We start from the raw sequence: 15,529 nt of genomic DNA on the forward strand, positions 1-15,529 counted from the left end.
CAGCGTCTATCAGATTATCCAAAGGAGACACATCATGGCTTCTCAACGGGGAGAGTCCCTGGACACCGCGGCGCCGCGGCGCAAAGGCCTCGACAAGTCGCATTACCTCTACATCGCCGTTATTGCCGCGGTCATCCTGGGCGCCCTGGTGGGCCTGCTGTTCCCGGAAGTCGGCAAATCCCTCAAGCCCCTCGGCGACGGGTTCATCAAGCTCATCAAGATGATGATCGCCCCGGTGATCTTCTGCACCATCGTCCTGGGCATTGGCTCCATCGCGAAAGCCGCAACGGTGGGTAAGGTCGGCGGCCTGGCGCTGGGCTACTTCGTGGTCATGTCCACGTTCGCCCTGGCCATCGGCCTAGTGGTGGGCAACCTGATCCACCCCGGCGAGGGCCTCAAGCTCACGCCGTACGATCCCAACAAGAAGGCCGCCACTGACAGCACCGTGGACTTCCTGCTCGGCATAATTCCGGGCGACATCCCCGTGCTGCCCACCCTGCTCGCAGCGATCCTGGTTGGCTTCGCACTGCAGAAGATGGGCCCCTCGGGAGCTCCCATCCTCAAGGCCATCGGCCACGGACAGGCACTCGTCTTCCGCATCCTGATCATGATCATGTGGCTGGCTCCCGTCGGTGCCTTTGGTGCCATCGCGGCAGTGGTCGGCGCCACCGGCTTCCAGGCCATCGTCAGCATGTTCACCCTGATGATCGCGTTCTACATCACCTGCGCCCTGTTCATCGTTGTCATCCTCGGCGGCATCCTCCAGGTGGTCTCCGGCGTCAACATCTTCAAGCTGATGAAGTACCTGGGCCGCGAATACCTGCTGATCTTCTCCACGTCCTCGTCCGAAGCAGCGCTTCCCCGCCTGATCGCCAAGATGGAGCACCTCGGCGTCTCCAAGCCGGTCGTCGGCGTCACCGTTCCCACCGGTTACTCCTTCAACCTCGACGGCACGGCCATCTACCTGACCATGGCCTCCCTCTTCGTAGCCAACGCCATGGGAACCCCGCTGGACCTGGGCGCCCAGATCTCCCTGCTGATCTTCATGATCATCGCGTCCAAGGGTGCAGCCGGCGTCACCGGCGCCGGCCTGGCAACGCTCGCTGCCGGCCTGCAGGCCCACAAGCCCGAACTCCTGGGCGGCGTCGGCATGATCGTCGGCATCGACCGCTTCATGTCCGAAGCCCGTGCCCTGACCAACTTCACCGGCAACGCTGTTGCCACCGTCCTGATTGGTACCTGGGTCAAGGAAATCGACGGCGGACAGGTCAGCCGCGTCCTCTCCGGCCAGGAGCCCTTCGATGAGCAGACCATGATCGCCGGGCATGGCGAGCTTGCGCCGAAGGAAGAAGGCGCAAAGGCTGCCGCCAGCGCCTAACCCCGCCTTGCAGTGAAACGGCCCTCGGAGCATGCTCCGGGGGCCGTTTCGCGTATCGACAGCCTCAACCTTCGACCTCAACTAGAGGGTCAAGGCTCAACATTCGAAGAAAGTCAAGTTACCCGGAATGCCGTGTCGGCGGCTGTAGCCTTGGAGGGAAGGAACGGCGCTGGGGATCCAGCGGCAAGCAAGTCACCGTCATCGAAAGTGTGGACAGATACGTGAGCAGCGAACAGGGTGCGGCAACTCTGGAAGGCACGGAATTCGACCTCGACAACGCGGTGATGGGCCCTACGGGTCGCCCATTGCGTGAGTTTCCCGAACCCGCGCCGCTTGCCTCCCATGGGCCCGCGCGCGTCATCGCCATGGTCAACCAAAAAGGCGGAGTCGGGAAGACCACGTCCACCATCAACCTGGCGGCAGCCCTCGCCGAATACGGGCGGCGCGTCCTGCTGGTGGACTTCGATCCCCAGGGTGCGCTGTCGGCTGGCCTGGGCGTTAACCCCCACGAGCTGGACCTCACGGTCTACAACGTCCTGATGGACCGCAAGGTGGACATCCGCGAAGCCATCCACCACACCGGCGTGGAGAATGTCGACCTGCTGCCTGCCAACATCGACCTCTCCGCCGCCGAAGTGCAGCTGGTCAACGAGGTAGCCCGCGAACAGGTCCTCGACCGTGCGCTGAAGAAGGTAGAAGACGATTACGACGTCGTCCTCATCGACTGCCAGCCGTCCCTGGGCCTGCTGACTGTCAACGCCCTTACCGCCGCCCACGGCGTCATCATCCCGCTGATCTGCGAATTCTTCGCCCTGCGCGCCGTGGCCCTGCTGGTCGAAACCATCGACAAGGTCCAGGACCGGCTCAACCCGCGCCTTCAGGTTGATGGCGTCCTGGCCACCATGTATGACGCACGCACGCTGCACAGCCGGGAAGTCATCACCCGCCTGGTGGAGGCTTTCGGGGACAAGGTCTTCGAAACGGTCATCAAGCGTTCCATCAAGTTCGCGGATGCCACCGTGGCGGCTGAGCCGATCACCAGTTACGCCGGCACCCACGTGGGAGCGGACGCCTACCGCCGCCTCGCCAAGGAGCTCATTTCGCGCGGCGGCGCACCCTAGCCACGCCGTGGCCGAATCCAAGCCCGGCTTCGAGGTGCGGCTGGCCAACTTCACCGGCCCGTTCGACCTCCTTCTCGGACTGATCGCCAAGCACCAGCTCGACATCACCGAAGTTGCCATTGCGACAGTCACCGATGAGTTCATCAAGTACATCCGCAAGCTGCAGGAACTTGGTGAGGACTGGGCGCTGGACGAGGCCAGTGAGTTCCTGGTCATCGCAGCCACACTGCTGGACCTGAAGGCCGCCCGGCTGCTGCCTGCCGGTGAGGTGGAGAGCGACGAAGACATCGCCCTTCTGGAGGCCAGGGACCTCCTGTTTGCCCGCCTGCTGCAGTACAAGGCGTTCAAGCAGGTGGCAGGGATCCTGGGCGGTGCCCTCCACGAGGAGGGCCGCCGTTTTCCCCGCCAGGTGGCCCTCGAGGAGCACTTCCCCGCGATGCTTCCGGAACTCGTGTGGAGGCACACCCCGGAGCAGTTCGCCGCCCTCGCCGCCGCGGCCCTCCGGCCCAAGGCGCCGAAGCCAACCGAAGTTGGCCTGGGTCACCTGCACGGCGGCACTGTCAGCGTGAAGGAGCAGGCGGAGATCCTGGGGATCCGCCTGCAGCAGGAATCACCCCTGACCTTCAGGGCACTGACCGCAGACGCCGACTCAACGCTGGTGGTGGTGGCACGCTTCCTGGCCCTGCTGGAGCTGTACCGGGACAGGGCTGTGGCATTCGACCAGCTGTCACCGCTCGCGGACCTGGCCATCCACTGGGCGGCAGGGGAGCGCGAATGGTCGGCGGAGAACCTGAGTGAAGAATATGAGGAGCAACCGTGAACACCGCTGACGGCCCCGGGGGCCACGACGACGCCCGGTCAGGGCTCGGCGACCTGCCCGGCGGCGCCAAGGCCGCGCTTGAAGCCGTGCTGATGGTGGTTGACCAGCCGGCCACCGAAGATGAACTGGCGGCCGGACTGGAACTGACGCTGGGGGAGGTCCGGAAGTTACTGGCGGATCTTCAGGCGGATTACAACGGCTATACTGTTAAAGCCCCGGATGAGGAGCAGGCCAGTGCAGCTGGCTTTGGCTCCAGCCCCCGGGGTTTTGAATTGCGGAACATCGCCGGTGGCTGGCGGATCTACTCCCGCCCGGACTTCGCCGACATCGTCGGGAAGTATGTGCTCGAGGGGCAGACTGCCAGGCTTACGCAGGCGGCATTGGAAACGCTGGCGGTCATCGCTTACCGCCAGCCCGTTTCCCGGGCTCGGGTGTCTGCAATTCGCGGGGTCAATGTTGACTCTGTCGTACGGACACTTGCCCAGCGCGGGCTGATCGAGGACGCGGGAACGGATCCCGAGTCCGGGGCCATCCTTTACCGGACCACCTCCTACTTCCTTGAACGGATGGGAATCAGCTCTGTGGCGGGGCTGCCGCAGCTTTCCCCGCACCTCCCGGGGCTGGAAGGCATCGCGGAGTTCTACGACGCCGACAGAATGTAGGTCCGGAAAATCCGGCCTGCAGATGAATATCCACCAGGGCAGACTATTTCTGCCCGGCTGGCTAGGGTTGTCCGTGGACAGCTTTTGCCGGCCAAAACAGCAGAGGACGGGTCATGACACAGGCGGGACGCCAGGGTTCACCACGTAACAGCTCCGGACGCGGCGGCGCGGACCGGAACAAGCCAAAGGGCAACACCCCCCGCAGGGGTACGGCCGGCGGAGGATTCAGCGGAGGTTCCGCCGGCGCCGGCCAGCGCGGCCAGGGCTTCGGCAGCGACCGGCCGCAGCGCGCCCCCAAACCGCGCGAAGAACGGTTCATCGACCCGGATTTGGCTGGTTCCCAGCAAGGCGGCGCGTCGGAGCGGTCCAGCAAGCCTTCTTCGCGGAAGCCTGCCGCCCGCAAGCCGGGCGCCAAGAAGGCCCCCGGGACTCCGGGTGCCTTGAAGCCCAAGCCCCGCACAGGTGCTCCCGGCGCAGCGGCCTCCCGCGCCTTCGGCAGTGAGCGCTTCGGGCAGAACCTCGGGCCGGTCCGGAAGCCGGGCCGCAAGAAGCGCCCCCGCACCGACGTGCCCCAGTCGGAGCTGCACGACGCCGACGGCGTACGCCTGCAGAAAGTCATGGCCTCCGCAGGAGTCGCGTCCCGGCGCGTCTGCGAAGAGATGATCGCCGAAGGCCGGGTTGAGGTGGACGGCCAGGTAGTGACCGAGCTGGGTGTCCGCATCGATCCCGCCACGGCCGTCATCCACGTGGACGGGCTGCGCATCCAGCTGGACGAGAACCTCGTCTACATGGTGTTCAACAAGCCCAAGGGCGTCGTCTCCACCATGGAAGATCCCGATGGCCGGCCCTGCATCAGCGACTTCCTCAAGAACAATAAGAACACCGGCGAACGGCTGTTCCATGTGGGCCGCCTCGACGTCGCCACGGAGGGTCTGCTGCTCCTGACGAACGACGGCGAGCTGGCCAACCGCCTTACCCACCCTTCCTACGAAGTCCCCAAGACCTACCTGGTCCAGGTGCGCGGGCCGTTCCCGCAGGGAATCGGTGCGCAGCTGAAGGCCGGCGTGGAACTTGAAGACGGGCCGGCAGCCGTGGACTCCTTCCGCCTGGTGGACTCCACTCCCGGGCACGTGCTGATCGAAGTGGTGCTGCACTCGGGCAAGAACCGCATCGTCCGCCGCATGTTCGACGCCGTTGGCTTCCCGGTGCAGCGGCTGGTCCGCGTCAAGGTGGGACCAATCGGTTTGGGCGACCAGCGCCAGGGAAGCATCCGCAACCTCGGCAAGCAGGAAGTCGGCCACCTGCTGGCGTCCGTAGGACTCTGAGGCATGTCCGCGTTCAAGAGCCACGGTCGCGGGCACCTGGACGGGCCCGTCGTCGTGATCGGAACCGGATTGCTGGGGACGAGCATCGGCCTGGGCCTGAGGGGCCGTGGCGTTCCCGTCTTCCTGTCCGATCCTTCGCCCACCAACCAGGCGGTGGCTGTTGACATCGGCGCTGGCCGTCCCCTCTCGGAGCTGGCCGGTGCGGCACCCCAGCTTGTAGTGGTGGCGGCGCCGCCGGACGTCACGGCCGGTGTTGTCACCACCGCGCTGTCCGATTACCCGGACGCCGTGGTGGTGGACATTGCCAGCGTCAAGGCGGGCATCCTGGCGAGCCTCCGGAACAGCGGCAAGGACCTGGCCCGCTATGTGGGTACCCACCCAATGGCCGGACGCGAAAAGTCCGGACCGGTTGCGGCCCGGGGTGAGCTGTTCACGTCCATGCCGTGGGTGGTGTGCCCCTCGGAGGAAACCTCCGCGGCAGCCCTCCAGACTGCCCGTTCGCTGGCGACCGACCTTGGCGCCGTCGTTTCGCAGTTCACCCCTGACGAGCACGACGAAGCCGTGGCGCTTGTTTCGCACCTGCCCCAGGTGATGTCTTCCTTGCTGGCCAGCCGGCTGCAGGGGACCCCGCTGCATGCGTTGTCCCTCGCTGGGAACGGCCTGCGCGATGTCACCAGGATCGCCGCCAGCGATCCCACGCTGTGGGTGCAGATTCTGGGCGGCAACGCCGGCAAGGTAGTGGATATCCTCTACGGCGTCCGGGAAGACCTGAACCGCCTGATCGGAACGCTGGAAAACCCCACAGCGCCGGGAGCGAGGCTTGACCTCGCCCAGCTGATGAGTGAGGGCAATGCCGGCCAGGCCCGGATCCCCGGCAAGCATGGCGGACCGCCGCAGGCGTATTCCTGGCTGACCGTGCTGGTGGACGACCGGCCCGGTCAGATTGCGCAGCTGCTCACCGAGATCGGCGAGATCGGCGTGAACCTGGAAGACCTGCGGCTTGACCATTCCTCCGGACAGAACGTCGGTATGGTGGAAATATCCGTGCTGCCCAACAAGCATGACCACCTGATCGAAGCCCTCAACGACCGCGGATGGCGGGTACTTCAGTAATGACACAAGAACTCCTCGAATCCGTGCGCGCCCTGCGCATCGGCCGGCCGCTCGTTGTTGCCATCGACGGCCCCTCCGGTTCCGGCAAATCCAGCGTCAGCAAGGAAGTGGCCAGGCGGCTGCGGATTGCCTACCTGGATACCGGGGCGATGTACCGGGCACTCACCTGGCACTGCGTCACCACCGGCATTGACCTGGAGGACGCCGCAGCCGTGGAACAGGCCTCACGGGACCTGGTGCTGGAAGTCAGCACCAGCCCCAACGAGGAATACGTCAGGGTGGACGGCGTGGACGTCACCGACGCCATCCGCGAGCCCGCCATTTCCTCCGCCGTCAGTGCGGTGGCCACCACCCTGGGTGCGCGGACCGAACTGATCCGCCGCCAACGCGACCTGATCGAAAAGCACCACCGCCGCATGGTGGTGGAGGGACGGGACATCACCACCGTCGTCGCCCCCGGTGCCGAGGTGCGCATGCTGCTGACCGCCAGCGAGGAAGCACGGCTGCGCCGGCGCGGCCTCCAGCTCGGCGGGACGCAGAACGCCGAGGAACTGGCAGCCCAGGTCACCCACCGCGACGCCAAGGACTCAGCGGTGGTGAACTTCACCCAGGCTGCGTCCGGCGTGGTGACGCTGGACTCCTCGGACCTGGACTTTGAGCAGACCGTGGATGCCGCACTGGTGATTGTCACCAAGGTCCTCAACCGTGACTGAGGGCGCCGCCGGGGCACCCGCGGGCTGGACCATGGCCTGGAGCCGGCCTGTCGGCTGGATCCTTGACCATCTGGTCTACCGCACCACCGTGACCGGCAGGGACAACGTCCCCACTGGCGGGCCGGTAATCTTTGCCGGCAACCACATCAGTTACCTGGACGGGCCGGTCATGTTCGGGGCCGCGCCGCGGCCCATGCACATCCTGGTAAAGCAGGAAATGTTCAAGGGATTCCTTGGCCGGGTCCTTACCGCCTCCGGGCAGTTGCCGGTGGACCGGCGCGGCGACCGCGCCGCGCTGCAACAGTGCAAGGAGGTGCTCGACGCCGGGCGTTGCGTCGGGATCCTGCCCGAAGGTACGCGGGGGAGCGGGGACGCCGCGGGTATCAGCGGAGGCGTTGCCTGGCTTGCCCTTAATTCCGGCGCACCCGTGGTGCCCGTGGCCATCCTGGGCACGCGGGTTGGCAGGGAGCACCTCGACTCCGTGCCCCGGCCGGGCCGCCGGTTCCATGTGGCCTTCGGTCCCGCCCTTACCCTGACCCGCAGGGCAGGGGAAACAGGCCGTGCTTCAATGGACAGGGCGGCGCAGGAAATCCGCGCAGCGCTGGCCGGGCACGTCCGCGACGCCATTCAGCTCAGTGGGCAGCCGTTGCCGTTCGCTGATGCTCCCCAAGACTTAACAGCAGTAGCCGGGACGCCGGCAGATGACCACTAAGGACAGTGCAATGAGCGACACCACGCAGACATCCGGGCATTCCGGCTCCGCCGAATACGAGTACACGCCTTCGGGCACCGACCAGGTGGCCGAGCGGCTTGCTGCGATCGGCGACGACGAAGCTGAGCTCCGTGCTGCCTCCCTCCGGGCAGGCCTGGAGGACTACGAGCTGGACGAGGAAGATGCCGCCCTGCTGAGCGGTGAATACGGCGACGAGGACCTGGACGGTCCCGTCAAGCTGGATCCTGTCCTGGCTATTATCGGGCGGCCAAATGTGGGCAAGTCCACGCTGGTGAACCGCATCCTCGGCCGCCGCGAGGCAGTGGTGGAGGACACCCCCGGTGTCACCCGCGACCGCGTCATGTACTCGGCAAGCTGGAACGGCCGCAACTTCACCCTGGTGGACACCGGCGGGTGGGAACACGACGCCCGCGGCATCCACGCCCGCGTTGCCGAGCAGGCCGAGATGGCCGTGGAACTCGCCGACGCCGTCCTCTTCGTGGTCGATTCCGCCGTGGGCGCCACCGCCACGGACGAGGGCGTCATGAAGATGCTCCGCCGCAGCAAGAAGCCGGTCATCATGGTGGCCAACAAGGTGGACGACTTCGCCCAGGAAGCTGACAGCGCCGCATTGTGGGGCCTTGGTTTCGGCGAGCCGTACCCGGTCTCCGCTCTGCACGGCCGCGGCGTGGCTGACCTCCTGGACCACGTCATGGATGTCCTGCCTGAGTTCTCCACCGTTGAAGGCGTGGAGCGTTCCGGCGGTCCCCGCCGCATCGCGCTGATCGGCCGCCCCAACGTGGGCAAATCCTCCTTGCTGAACAAGCTGGCAGGAACTGAACGCGTAGTGGTGGACAACACCGCCGGCACTACGCGGGACCCCGTGGACGAGTTCATCGAACTGGGCGACCGCACCTGGCGCTTCGTGGACACAGCCGGTATCCGCCGCCGCCAGCACATGGCGCAGGGCGCTGACTACTACGCCTCGCTGCGGACGCAGGCGGCCCTTGAGAAGGCGGAGGTCGCCGTCGTGCTCCTCGCCGTGGATGAGGTCCTCAGCGAGCAGGACGTCCGTATCCTCCAGCTGGCCATCGAGTCAGGCCGCGCCCTGGTGCTGGCCTTCAACAAATGGGACCTGCTCGACGACGAACGCCGCCGCTACCTGGAACGCGAAATCGAACAGGACCTGGCCCACGTTGAATGGGCCCCGCGCGTGAATATCTCGGCCAAGACCGGTTGGCACAAGGACCGCCTGGTCCCCGCACTGGACCTTGCCCTGGAAAACTGGGACCGGCGCATCCCCACCGGCCGCCTGAACGCCTTCCTCGGCGAACTGGTGGCTGCGCACCCGCACCCCGTCAGGGGCGGCAAGCAGCCGCGCATCCTCTTTGGCACCCAGGCCTCCAGCCGGCCGCCGAAATTCGTGCTCTTCACCACCGGGTTCCTCGACCCCGGCTACCGCCGGTTCATCACCCGCCGGCTGCGGGAAACCTTTGGCTTTGAGGGCACGCCCATCGAAGTGAGCATGCGCGTCCGCGAAAAGCGCGGCAAGAAGCGCTAGCACGGGTGTTGCCTCCGACACGTCCGGGCCCGATTTCCGGAAAGTGTCATCGGCACCCCTTTCGATCGTGTAAGCTCTTCTAGGTGGTTCGGCCGGACTGCTGATGGAAATCCTCGGAGGAATCCGGGATAACCTGCAGCGGAGAACGGCGGAACCAGCGGGCTGTAGCGCAGCTTGGTAGCGCACTTGACTGGGGGTCAAGGGGTCGCAGGTTCAAATCCTGTCAGCCCGACCACGAAGGGCCGCTTTCCGGAATGACTCCGGAAAGCGGCCCTTTTGCTTTAACGCCCGCAAGCGCTCATTGATGCACTGGTGGATCAGTACCGCACGCGGATCACGTAGCAATTCCTCCTGTTGTCGTACCTGTTGCCCCACTCAAACCAGTAGTTGCCGCGGCGGTCGAAACAGATGAAGAGGTACCGGTGATCGCGGTGGTCGCGGTCACGGTCGCTGCGGTCGTGCCCGTCCTTGTCGTACGTCCTGGAATAGGACGGGTTGTGGTCGCTGACCTTGTCGTTGCTGCTGGCGAAAGCGGCAGTTGCCGAGCCGCCGAGCGTGAGTCCTGCCACCAGTACAGTCGAACTCAAAAAACGTGCTGTTCTCTTCATGACATTTTCCTCAGGTGATCGAATTGATCGATACCCCGCAGGAGCAGGCAAGCAGACAGAATGGGCAGGCACGGGCCGTCATATGGGCGCGGTCCTCGTCGTTGTCGACTCGCCTGTCTGCGGTTGTCACCCAAGCCCGGTGGGTGCAAGAGAGGGCACCGCGCTTGAGGATGCGAGCGGCCATCAGGAAGTGAACCTTTGGTTCCCCCGGTTCAGAGGCTGAGGGGCGCTGTAGTGATGATTGAGCACACTGGAATGGCCCGGATCGGGCACTTTGTTGGGGAAGTGAGCGCCTGTGTCTGGACCCTCATGTAACCAGTTCGCGTCCGTCCCGTTGGGTTCACCCGGGAGACGTGGCATCAAGGATACTAAGGCGGTACCCGCGTGTGAAGGCGATCAGCGCAAATAGGGTAGGCCTGGGCCGGGGAAGGGGGCGGCCGGGTTCCTATTTCAGGAACTTGGATGTACGGCGGTCCGCCAGGATCCTGCCCTTGGTCTGGCAGGTGGGGCAGTACTGGAGCGCTGTGTCGGCGAACGACACCTCCCGCACGGTGTCCCCGCAGACCGGGCACGGCAACCCCGTGCGGGCGTGGACGCGCATATGGCTGCGTTTGACGTCCTTCAAATCCTTCGGGGGCTTGCCCTGGGCTTCGGCCATTGCTTCGCCCAAAATGCCGTGGATGGCCTCGTAAAGCACCTGGACTGTTTCCCGGTCCAGGGATTTGGCGGTGGCAAACGGGGAGATGCGGGCCGCATGCAGGATTTCATCGCTGTAGGCGTTCCCGATGCCGGCGATGACGCTCTGGCTGCGCAGGAGGCCCTTGATCTGCTGGGAACTGGCCCCAAGGATCTCGGCCAGCATGCCGGCGTCGAACGCTTCCGTGAATGGATCCGGACCCAGCGCGGCGATCCCTGGCACGTCCTGCGGATCCCGCACCACGTACACCGCAAGGCTCTTCCTGGTGCCGGCCTCCGTGAGGTCGAACCCGCGCGGCCCGTCCGGCCCGGAGAAAGCACAGCGGACGGCAATCATCCCTTTGCCCATTTTCAACTGGCTGTCCGCGGGGGAGTCCGTGAAGCGGAGCCAGCCGGCGCGGGCCAGATGGAACACCAGGGACATGCCCTCGGTGTCGATGCTGATGAACTTGCCAAAGCGGCGGACTCCGGCCACGGTGCGGCCCTCAATCGCGTTAAACGGAGGATCTGCCGTCTTGAGTACAGCGAAGGAAACAACCTGCAGTTTGGTCAGGACGGCGCCACGCAGCTGTCCGTCCAGGAAAGTGGCCAGGCCGGCCACTTCGGGAAGCTCCGGCATGGTTACCTGCCCTCTCCGCACAGTCCGGCACAACGAAGCGCGCTCATGCGTCCCATCTTCGCAGACGGCCCCGTGAACGCCTCGGCAGATATGCCTATACTTTCAGCGGCGGCTCGTTTCCGCGCCTCCTGACCTTGGTGTCCAGCCCTACGAAAGGCCCCCAATGAGCAACATTCCCGAAGACTTGTCCTACACCGCCGAGCATGAGTGGGTCACCGCCCCCAACGCTGACGGCGTGGTCCGCGTGGGCATCACCGACTTCGCCCAGGACGCCCTTGGGGATGTTGTGTACGCGCAGATGCCCGAAGTGGGTACAAAGGTTACGGCCAACGAAGTGGTGGGCGAAGTTGAATCCACCAAGAGCGTCAGCGACATCTACGCGCCGGTTTCGGGCGAAATTGTGGCCCGCAACGAGTCGCTGGACTCCGATTCCGCGCTCATCAACACGGATCCGTACGGCGACGGCTGGCTGATCGAGGTCAAACTCGCCGAAGCAGACGCTGTTGACTCGTTGCTCAGTGCATCCGAGTACGAACAGCAGGTAGGCTAAAGCTAACCGGTAAATCCGGTCCGGCCCGCCTCTCAGGCACGGACGTCTTCGCACGTCAACAGCCGGATGCGGAGCCGGAACCGGACCTGCCGGGAAGGTCCGGCGGGCAAACGTTGGCTGCAGCCCTGACGGGCGGCAGCGGGAAGAGGAGGAATCCATGGCTGGCCACACACAGAACCCTGCCGATGGGGAATACGGCACGGGTGCGGCTAAGGCGTCGGAGACCACCTCGATCCATCTCACCCCTATCCGGGATGAGCCCACCATCGCACCGAAGCTTTCGCTCGAGGAGCGCAACTCCGTCGAGGCGCTGCCGGCTGGCTCTGCGCTGCTCGTAGCCCACAGCGGACCGAACGCCGGCGCGCGTTTCCTGCTCGACTCGGACGTTACGACGGCAGGACGCCACCCGGACGCTGATATTTTCCTCGACGACGTCACAGTGTCCCGCCGCCACGTCGAGTTCCGGCGCACGGCACGCAGCTTTGAAGTGGTGGACCGGAACAGCCTCAACGGCACGTACGTCAACCACGACCGCGTGGACGCTGTGGAACTCAAATCGGGCAGCGAAGTCCAGATTGGCAAGTTCCGCCTCACCTTCTACCTGAGCCCTGCCACAGCTGCAGGCCGCGGCTGATCCGGGGACCGCTGCCTGTGGCAATGGCACAACCCGAACGCCGGGGACCCCAGGTCCTGAACATTGGCGAGGTACTCGCCCAGCTCAGTGCCGACTTCCCGGGCATGACAGCGTCGAAGATCAGGTTCCTTGAGGAAAAGGGCCTCATCAACCCCCGGCGCACTCCGGCCGGTTACCGGCAGTACTCCGACGGCGACGTCGAACGGCTCCGGTTCGTCCTTGCTTTGCAGCGGGACCAGTACCTCCCCCTGAAAGTCATCAAGGACTACCTTGATGCCATCGACAGGGGAGAACGGCCGGAAAACCTGCCACCCGGCGTCGTGGTTTCCCCGCGGATCGTCTCTGACGAACTCGCTGCCGAACTCCAGAACCATGGCCGCAAGCTCACCGAAGAACAGCTGCGGACGGAGTCCGGCGCCAGCGTCCCGCTCCTGAAGTCCCTCCTGGACTTCGGCCTCATCAGCCATACCAACGGCCGGTTCGACGAACATGCCCTCCAGGTTGCGCGCGCCTGCGTCCAACTCGAGGGCCATGGACTTGAACCACGCCACCTCCGTCCCTTCCAGGCGGCGGCGGAACGGGAGTTCGGCCTCGTGGAACGCGCGGTGGCACCCCTGGCGTCCCGCAAGGACTCCGCATCCCAGGCGCGTGCAGCTGAGGCAGCCCGCGAAATCAGCGACCTCTGCCTCACCCTGCACCGCGCTTTGGTTCAGGACCACATCTCACGCATGGACATCTGATGATTGAAGTCGAGATTGTTGGCGTTCGGATCGAACTGCCGTCCAACCAGCCGCTGGTGCTGCTCCGCGAAATGCATGGGGAGCGTCACGTCCCCATCTGGATCGGCACGCCGGAGGCCAGTGCCATCGCCCTGGCGCAGCAGGGCGTGGTTCCGCCGCGGCCCATGACGCACGACCTCCTCGTTGACGTCGTGGAATCGCTGGGCCACTCGGTGGTCAGCGTGAACATTGTTGCCGTGGAGGACAACATCTTCTACGGGCAACTGCAGTTCGAGAACGGCACCACCGTCAGTTCACGGGCCTCTGACGCTCTCGCTATTGCCCTGCGGGCGAAGTGCCGCATCTGGTGCGCAGACTCGGTGATGGACGAAGCCGGAGTCCGCATCACCGAGCACGATGAAGGCGAAGACACGGAGCCGAACCCCACGGTGGATGAGGAACGCGAGCTGCGCAGGTTCCGTGAATTCCTGGATGACGTGGAGCCGGAAGATTTCGACGGCTAGGTCACGTTAAGGTTAAAGTTGAGGCTGAAAGTTTCGACACGCCCCTTCAAAGCCCCAACGTCTTTGACCTTGCGACCCTCCGGGCCTAACGTCGAAGTATCAAGTTCCCATTGCTTACGGCAGCCGCGCAAGTCACACTGGAAAGTGCGCCCCGCGAGAATTACATGCATGGTCTTCATGCCCACGCTGCTGCGGTTGTTCCCGGGAGCGTACGACAAGGAGGATCCAGGTGAGTCCTAAAGGTGATGCAGGCGGGCTGAAGCAGCCCACGGCCGGTGCCGCCGTACCCGTAAGCGGTGCCCAGGGCCTCCTCTTTACCGAAGACCTCCCTGTCCTGGACGAGGACGCCGGCTACCGCGGTCCCACCGCGTGCAAGGCAGCCGGGATCACTTACCGGCAGCTCGACTACTGGGCCCGGACCGGACTGGTGGAGCCGGCTGTACGCGGCGCGGCCGGATCCGGCTCGCAGCGCCTGTACGGATTCCGCGACATCCTTGTCCTCAAAGTGGTCAAGCGGCTCCTCGATACTGGAGTTTCCCTCCAGCAGATCCGTACCGCAGTGGAGCACCTGCGTGAACGGGGCGTGGAAGACCTCGCCCAGATCACCCTGATGAGCGACGGCGCAAGCGTTTACGAATGCACCTCCGCCGACGAAGTCATTGATCTCGTCCAGGGCGGCCAGGGAGTCTTCGGCATCGCAGTGGGCCGCGTATGGCGCGAGGTGGAGGGCAGCCTCGCTTCGCTGCCCAGTGAGCACGCGGCCGAACAGACGTTCCCTGACGACGAACTCAGCAAACGGCGGGCCGCACGCAAGATCAGCTGACCTGCAGGCCAAAGAACAGGGGCCGCACTCCTCCCGGAAGGAGTGCGGCCCCTGTTCTTTTAAGGTTCGTCCCTAGCGTGCCCGGCTGCGGAGGCCGCTGCCTGATGCCATCAGGTTGGCCAGCAGCTCATCGAACAAGGCGGCAGCGGATTTGGCGGAATCGCCCGGCCAGTGGTGCACCGGGTGCGCTGCGCCCTGGATCTGCTGCCAGTTGGCCTGCTCCGGGATCCGCGGGCTCAGCAGCAGCTCGCCGAACATGGACTCCATCTCTGCCAGCCGGTAGGTGTGCTCGGAGGAGCCAGTCCGCACCCGGTTGGCGACGATGCCGGCCGGAGACAGATTGGGGGCGAACTCCTGCTTGAAGAGCTGGATGGCGCGCATGGTGCGTTCCGTGCCGGCCACCGAGAAGAGCCCGGGTTCGGCCACAAGTGCCACCTTGTCGCTGGCGGACCACGCCATCCGGGTAAGGCCGTTGAGCGACGGCGGGCAGTCGATCAGCACCAGCTGGTAGTTGCCTGCACCTACCAGGACTGCCGTGAGCCGGCGGAGATCGCGCCGGCCAAGGTCCGGACGGTCGTAGATCCCCGTATACGCGGAGCCGACGGCGACGTCCAGGACAGCGGGTCCGGAACCGTTCGAGTGGGCACGGGCGCTCCAATTGCTCCGCACCACGTTCTCGGCAAGTTTGGCGCGGCGGGGGCTTTTGAGCATCCGGCCGATATCAAGCTGCTCGCCGGGCTGCACGCCCAGGGCCGTGGTTGCGTCCGCATGGGGATCGAGGTCCACCACGAGGGTCTTGATTCCCGCGGCCAGCGCCGCAGACGCCAATCCTGTGGTGACGGAAGTCTTGCCGACTCCACCCTTAAGGCTGCTGATGCTGACTACTTGCACTTGAGAGACCAAAACCTAACGCCGGATGCCGTGTTGGGGGTAATGTTTGCTCCGGCGGAA

17 protein-coding genes and 1 tRNA gene are annotated in these 15,529 nt (G+C 65.2%); 15 read left to right on the plus strand and 3 right to left on the minus strand.

The window, feature by feature from the left end:
• Window positions 1–34 precede the first annotated feature (34 nt).
• From ACHL_RS07710 to ACHL_RS07755, 10 genes are all read left to right on the plus strand, one after another.
• Window positions 35–1,378 carry a C4-dicarboxylate transporter DctA gene (locus ACHL_RS07710; protein WP_015936739.1) on the plus strand — a complete coding sequence of 448 codons (1,344 nt, stop codon included), beginning with the start codon at window positions 35–37 and terminating at the stop codon, window positions 1,376–1,378.
• Between the two features lie 221 nt (window positions 1,379–1,599).
• Window positions 1,600–2,499, plus strand: a complete 900-nt coding sequence (locus ACHL_RS07715) for a ParA family protein (RefSeq protein WP_015936740.1) — start codon at window positions 1,600–1,602, stop codon at window positions 2,497–2,499.
• A gap of 7 nt (window positions 2,500–2,506) precedes the next feature.
• Window positions 2,507–3,319: a segregation and condensation protein A gene (locus ACHL_RS07720; protein WP_015936741.1), complete on the plus strand. Its 813-nt coding sequence runs from the start codon at window positions 2,507–2,509 to the stop codon at window positions 3,317–3,319.
• A complete protein-coding gene (scpB, locus tag ACHL_RS07725) occupies window positions 3,316–3,981 on the plus strand; it encodes an SMC-Scp complex subunit ScpB (protein WP_015936742.1) in 666 nt (221 codons plus the stop codon). The genes ACHL_RS07720 and scpB overlap by 4 nt, the downstream gene beginning before the upstream one ends.
• Before the next feature lie 113 nt (window positions 3,982–4,094).
• The gene (locus ACHL_RS07730; protein ID WP_015936743.1) at window positions 4,095–5,306 is read left to right on the plus strand and encodes a pseudouridine synthase; all 1,212 of its coding nucleotides are present in this window, start codon (window positions 4,095–4,097) and stop codon (window positions 5,304–5,306) included.
• A gap of 3 nt (window positions 5,307–5,309) precedes the next feature.
• Entirely contained in the window at window positions 5,310–6,419 is a 1,110-nt protein-coding gene (locus ACHL_RS07735) for a prephenate dehydrogenase (protein WP_015936744.1), read from the plus strand.
• Window positions 6,419–7,132 (plus strand): (d)CMP kinase, encoded by a 714-nt coding sequence (gene cmk / locus ACHL_RS07740; protein ID WP_015936745.1) that lies wholly within the window; start codon window positions 6,419–6,421, stop codon window positions 7,130–7,132. The genes ACHL_RS07735 and cmk overlap by 1 nt, the downstream gene beginning before the upstream one ends.
• A 31-nt stretch (window positions 7,133–7,163) precedes the next feature.
• Window positions 7,164–7,844: a lysophospholipid acyltransferase family protein gene (locus ACHL_RS07745; protein WP_043794566.1), complete on the plus strand. Its 681-nt coding sequence runs from the start codon at window positions 7,164–7,166 to the stop codon at window positions 7,842–7,844.
• Between the two features lie 10 nt (window positions 7,845–7,854).
• A complete protein-coding gene (gene der, locus ACHL_RS07750) occupies window positions 7,855–9,405 on the plus strand; it encodes a ribosome biogenesis GTPase Der (protein WP_015936747.1) in 1,551 nt (516 codons plus the stop codon).
• Window positions 9,406–9,563: 158 nt separating this feature from the next.
• Window positions 9,564–9,640: transfer RNA gene (locus tag ACHL_RS07755), tRNA-Pro, on the plus strand.
• A gap of 82 nt (window positions 9,641–9,722) precedes the next feature.
• Here the strand turns inward: ACHL_RS07755 and ACHL_RS07760 are convergent.
• The gene (locus tag ACHL_RS07760) at window positions 9,723–10,013 is read right to left on the minus strand and encodes a hypothetical protein (protein WP_015936748.1); all 291 of its coding nucleotides are present in this window, start codon (window positions 10,011–10,013) and stop codon (window positions 9,723–9,725) included.
• A 445-nt stretch (window positions 10,014–10,458) separates the two neighbouring features.
• The gene (locus ACHL_RS07765) at window positions 10,459–11,328 is read right to left on the minus strand and encodes an Fpg/Nei family DNA glycosylase (protein WP_015936749.1); all 870 of its coding nucleotides are present in this window, start codon (window positions 11,326–11,328) and stop codon (window positions 10,459–10,461) included.
• Between the two features lie 163 nt (window positions 11,329–11,491).
• Here ACHL_RS07765 and gcvH point away from each other — a divergent pair, with 163 nt between their 5' ends.
• The 5 genes from gcvH (at window position 11,492) to ACHL_RS07795 (ending at window position 14,578) form a co-directional block, all read left to right on the plus strand.
• Window positions 11,492–11,878, plus strand: a complete 387-nt coding sequence (gene gcvH / locus ACHL_RS07770) for a glycine cleavage system protein GcvH (protein ID WP_015936750.1) — start codon at window positions 11,492–11,494, stop codon at window positions 11,876–11,878.
• Window positions 11,879–12,035: 157 nt separating this feature from the next.
• A complete protein-coding gene (locus ACHL_RS07775; protein WP_015936751.1) occupies window positions 12,036–12,512 on the plus strand; it encodes an FHA domain-containing protein in 477 nt (158 codons plus the stop codon).
• Between the two features lie 23 nt (window positions 12,513–12,535).
• Window positions 12,536–13,252, plus strand: coding sequence for a transcriptional regulator FtsR (gene ftsR, locus ACHL_RS07780; protein WP_015936752.1), 717 nt, complete (start codon window positions 12,536–12,538; stop codon window positions 13,250–13,252).
• The gene (locus tag ACHL_RS07785) at window positions 13,252–13,755 is read left to right on the plus strand and encodes a bifunctional nuclease family protein (protein ID WP_015936753.1); all 504 of its coding nucleotides are present in this window, start codon (window positions 13,252–13,254) and stop codon (window positions 13,753–13,755) included. The genes ftsR and ACHL_RS07785 overlap by 1 nt, the downstream gene beginning before the upstream one ends.
• Window positions 13,756–13,984: 229 nt before the next feature.
• Window positions 13,985–14,578 (plus strand): MerR family transcriptional regulator, encoded by a 594-nt coding sequence (locus ACHL_RS07795; protein WP_015936754.1) that lies wholly within the window; start codon window positions 13,985–13,987, stop codon window positions 14,576–14,578.
• A gap of 72 nt (window positions 14,579–14,650) precedes the next feature.
• Here ACHL_RS07795 and ACHL_RS07800 read toward each other — a convergent pair whose 3' ends face one another.
• Window positions 14,651–15,469 (minus strand): ParA family protein, encoded by an 819-nt coding sequence (locus ACHL_RS07800; RefSeq protein WP_015936755.1) that lies wholly within the window; start codon window positions 15,467–15,469, stop codon window positions 14,651–14,653.
• Window positions 15,470–15,529: the final 60 nt, after the last annotated feature.

This window comes from Pseudarthrobacter chlorophenolicus A6 (genome assembly GCF_000022025.1).
GTDB classification, from domain to species: domain Bacteria; phylum Actinomycetota; class Actinomycetes; order Actinomycetales; family Micrococcaceae; genus Arthrobacter; species Arthrobacter chlorophenolicus.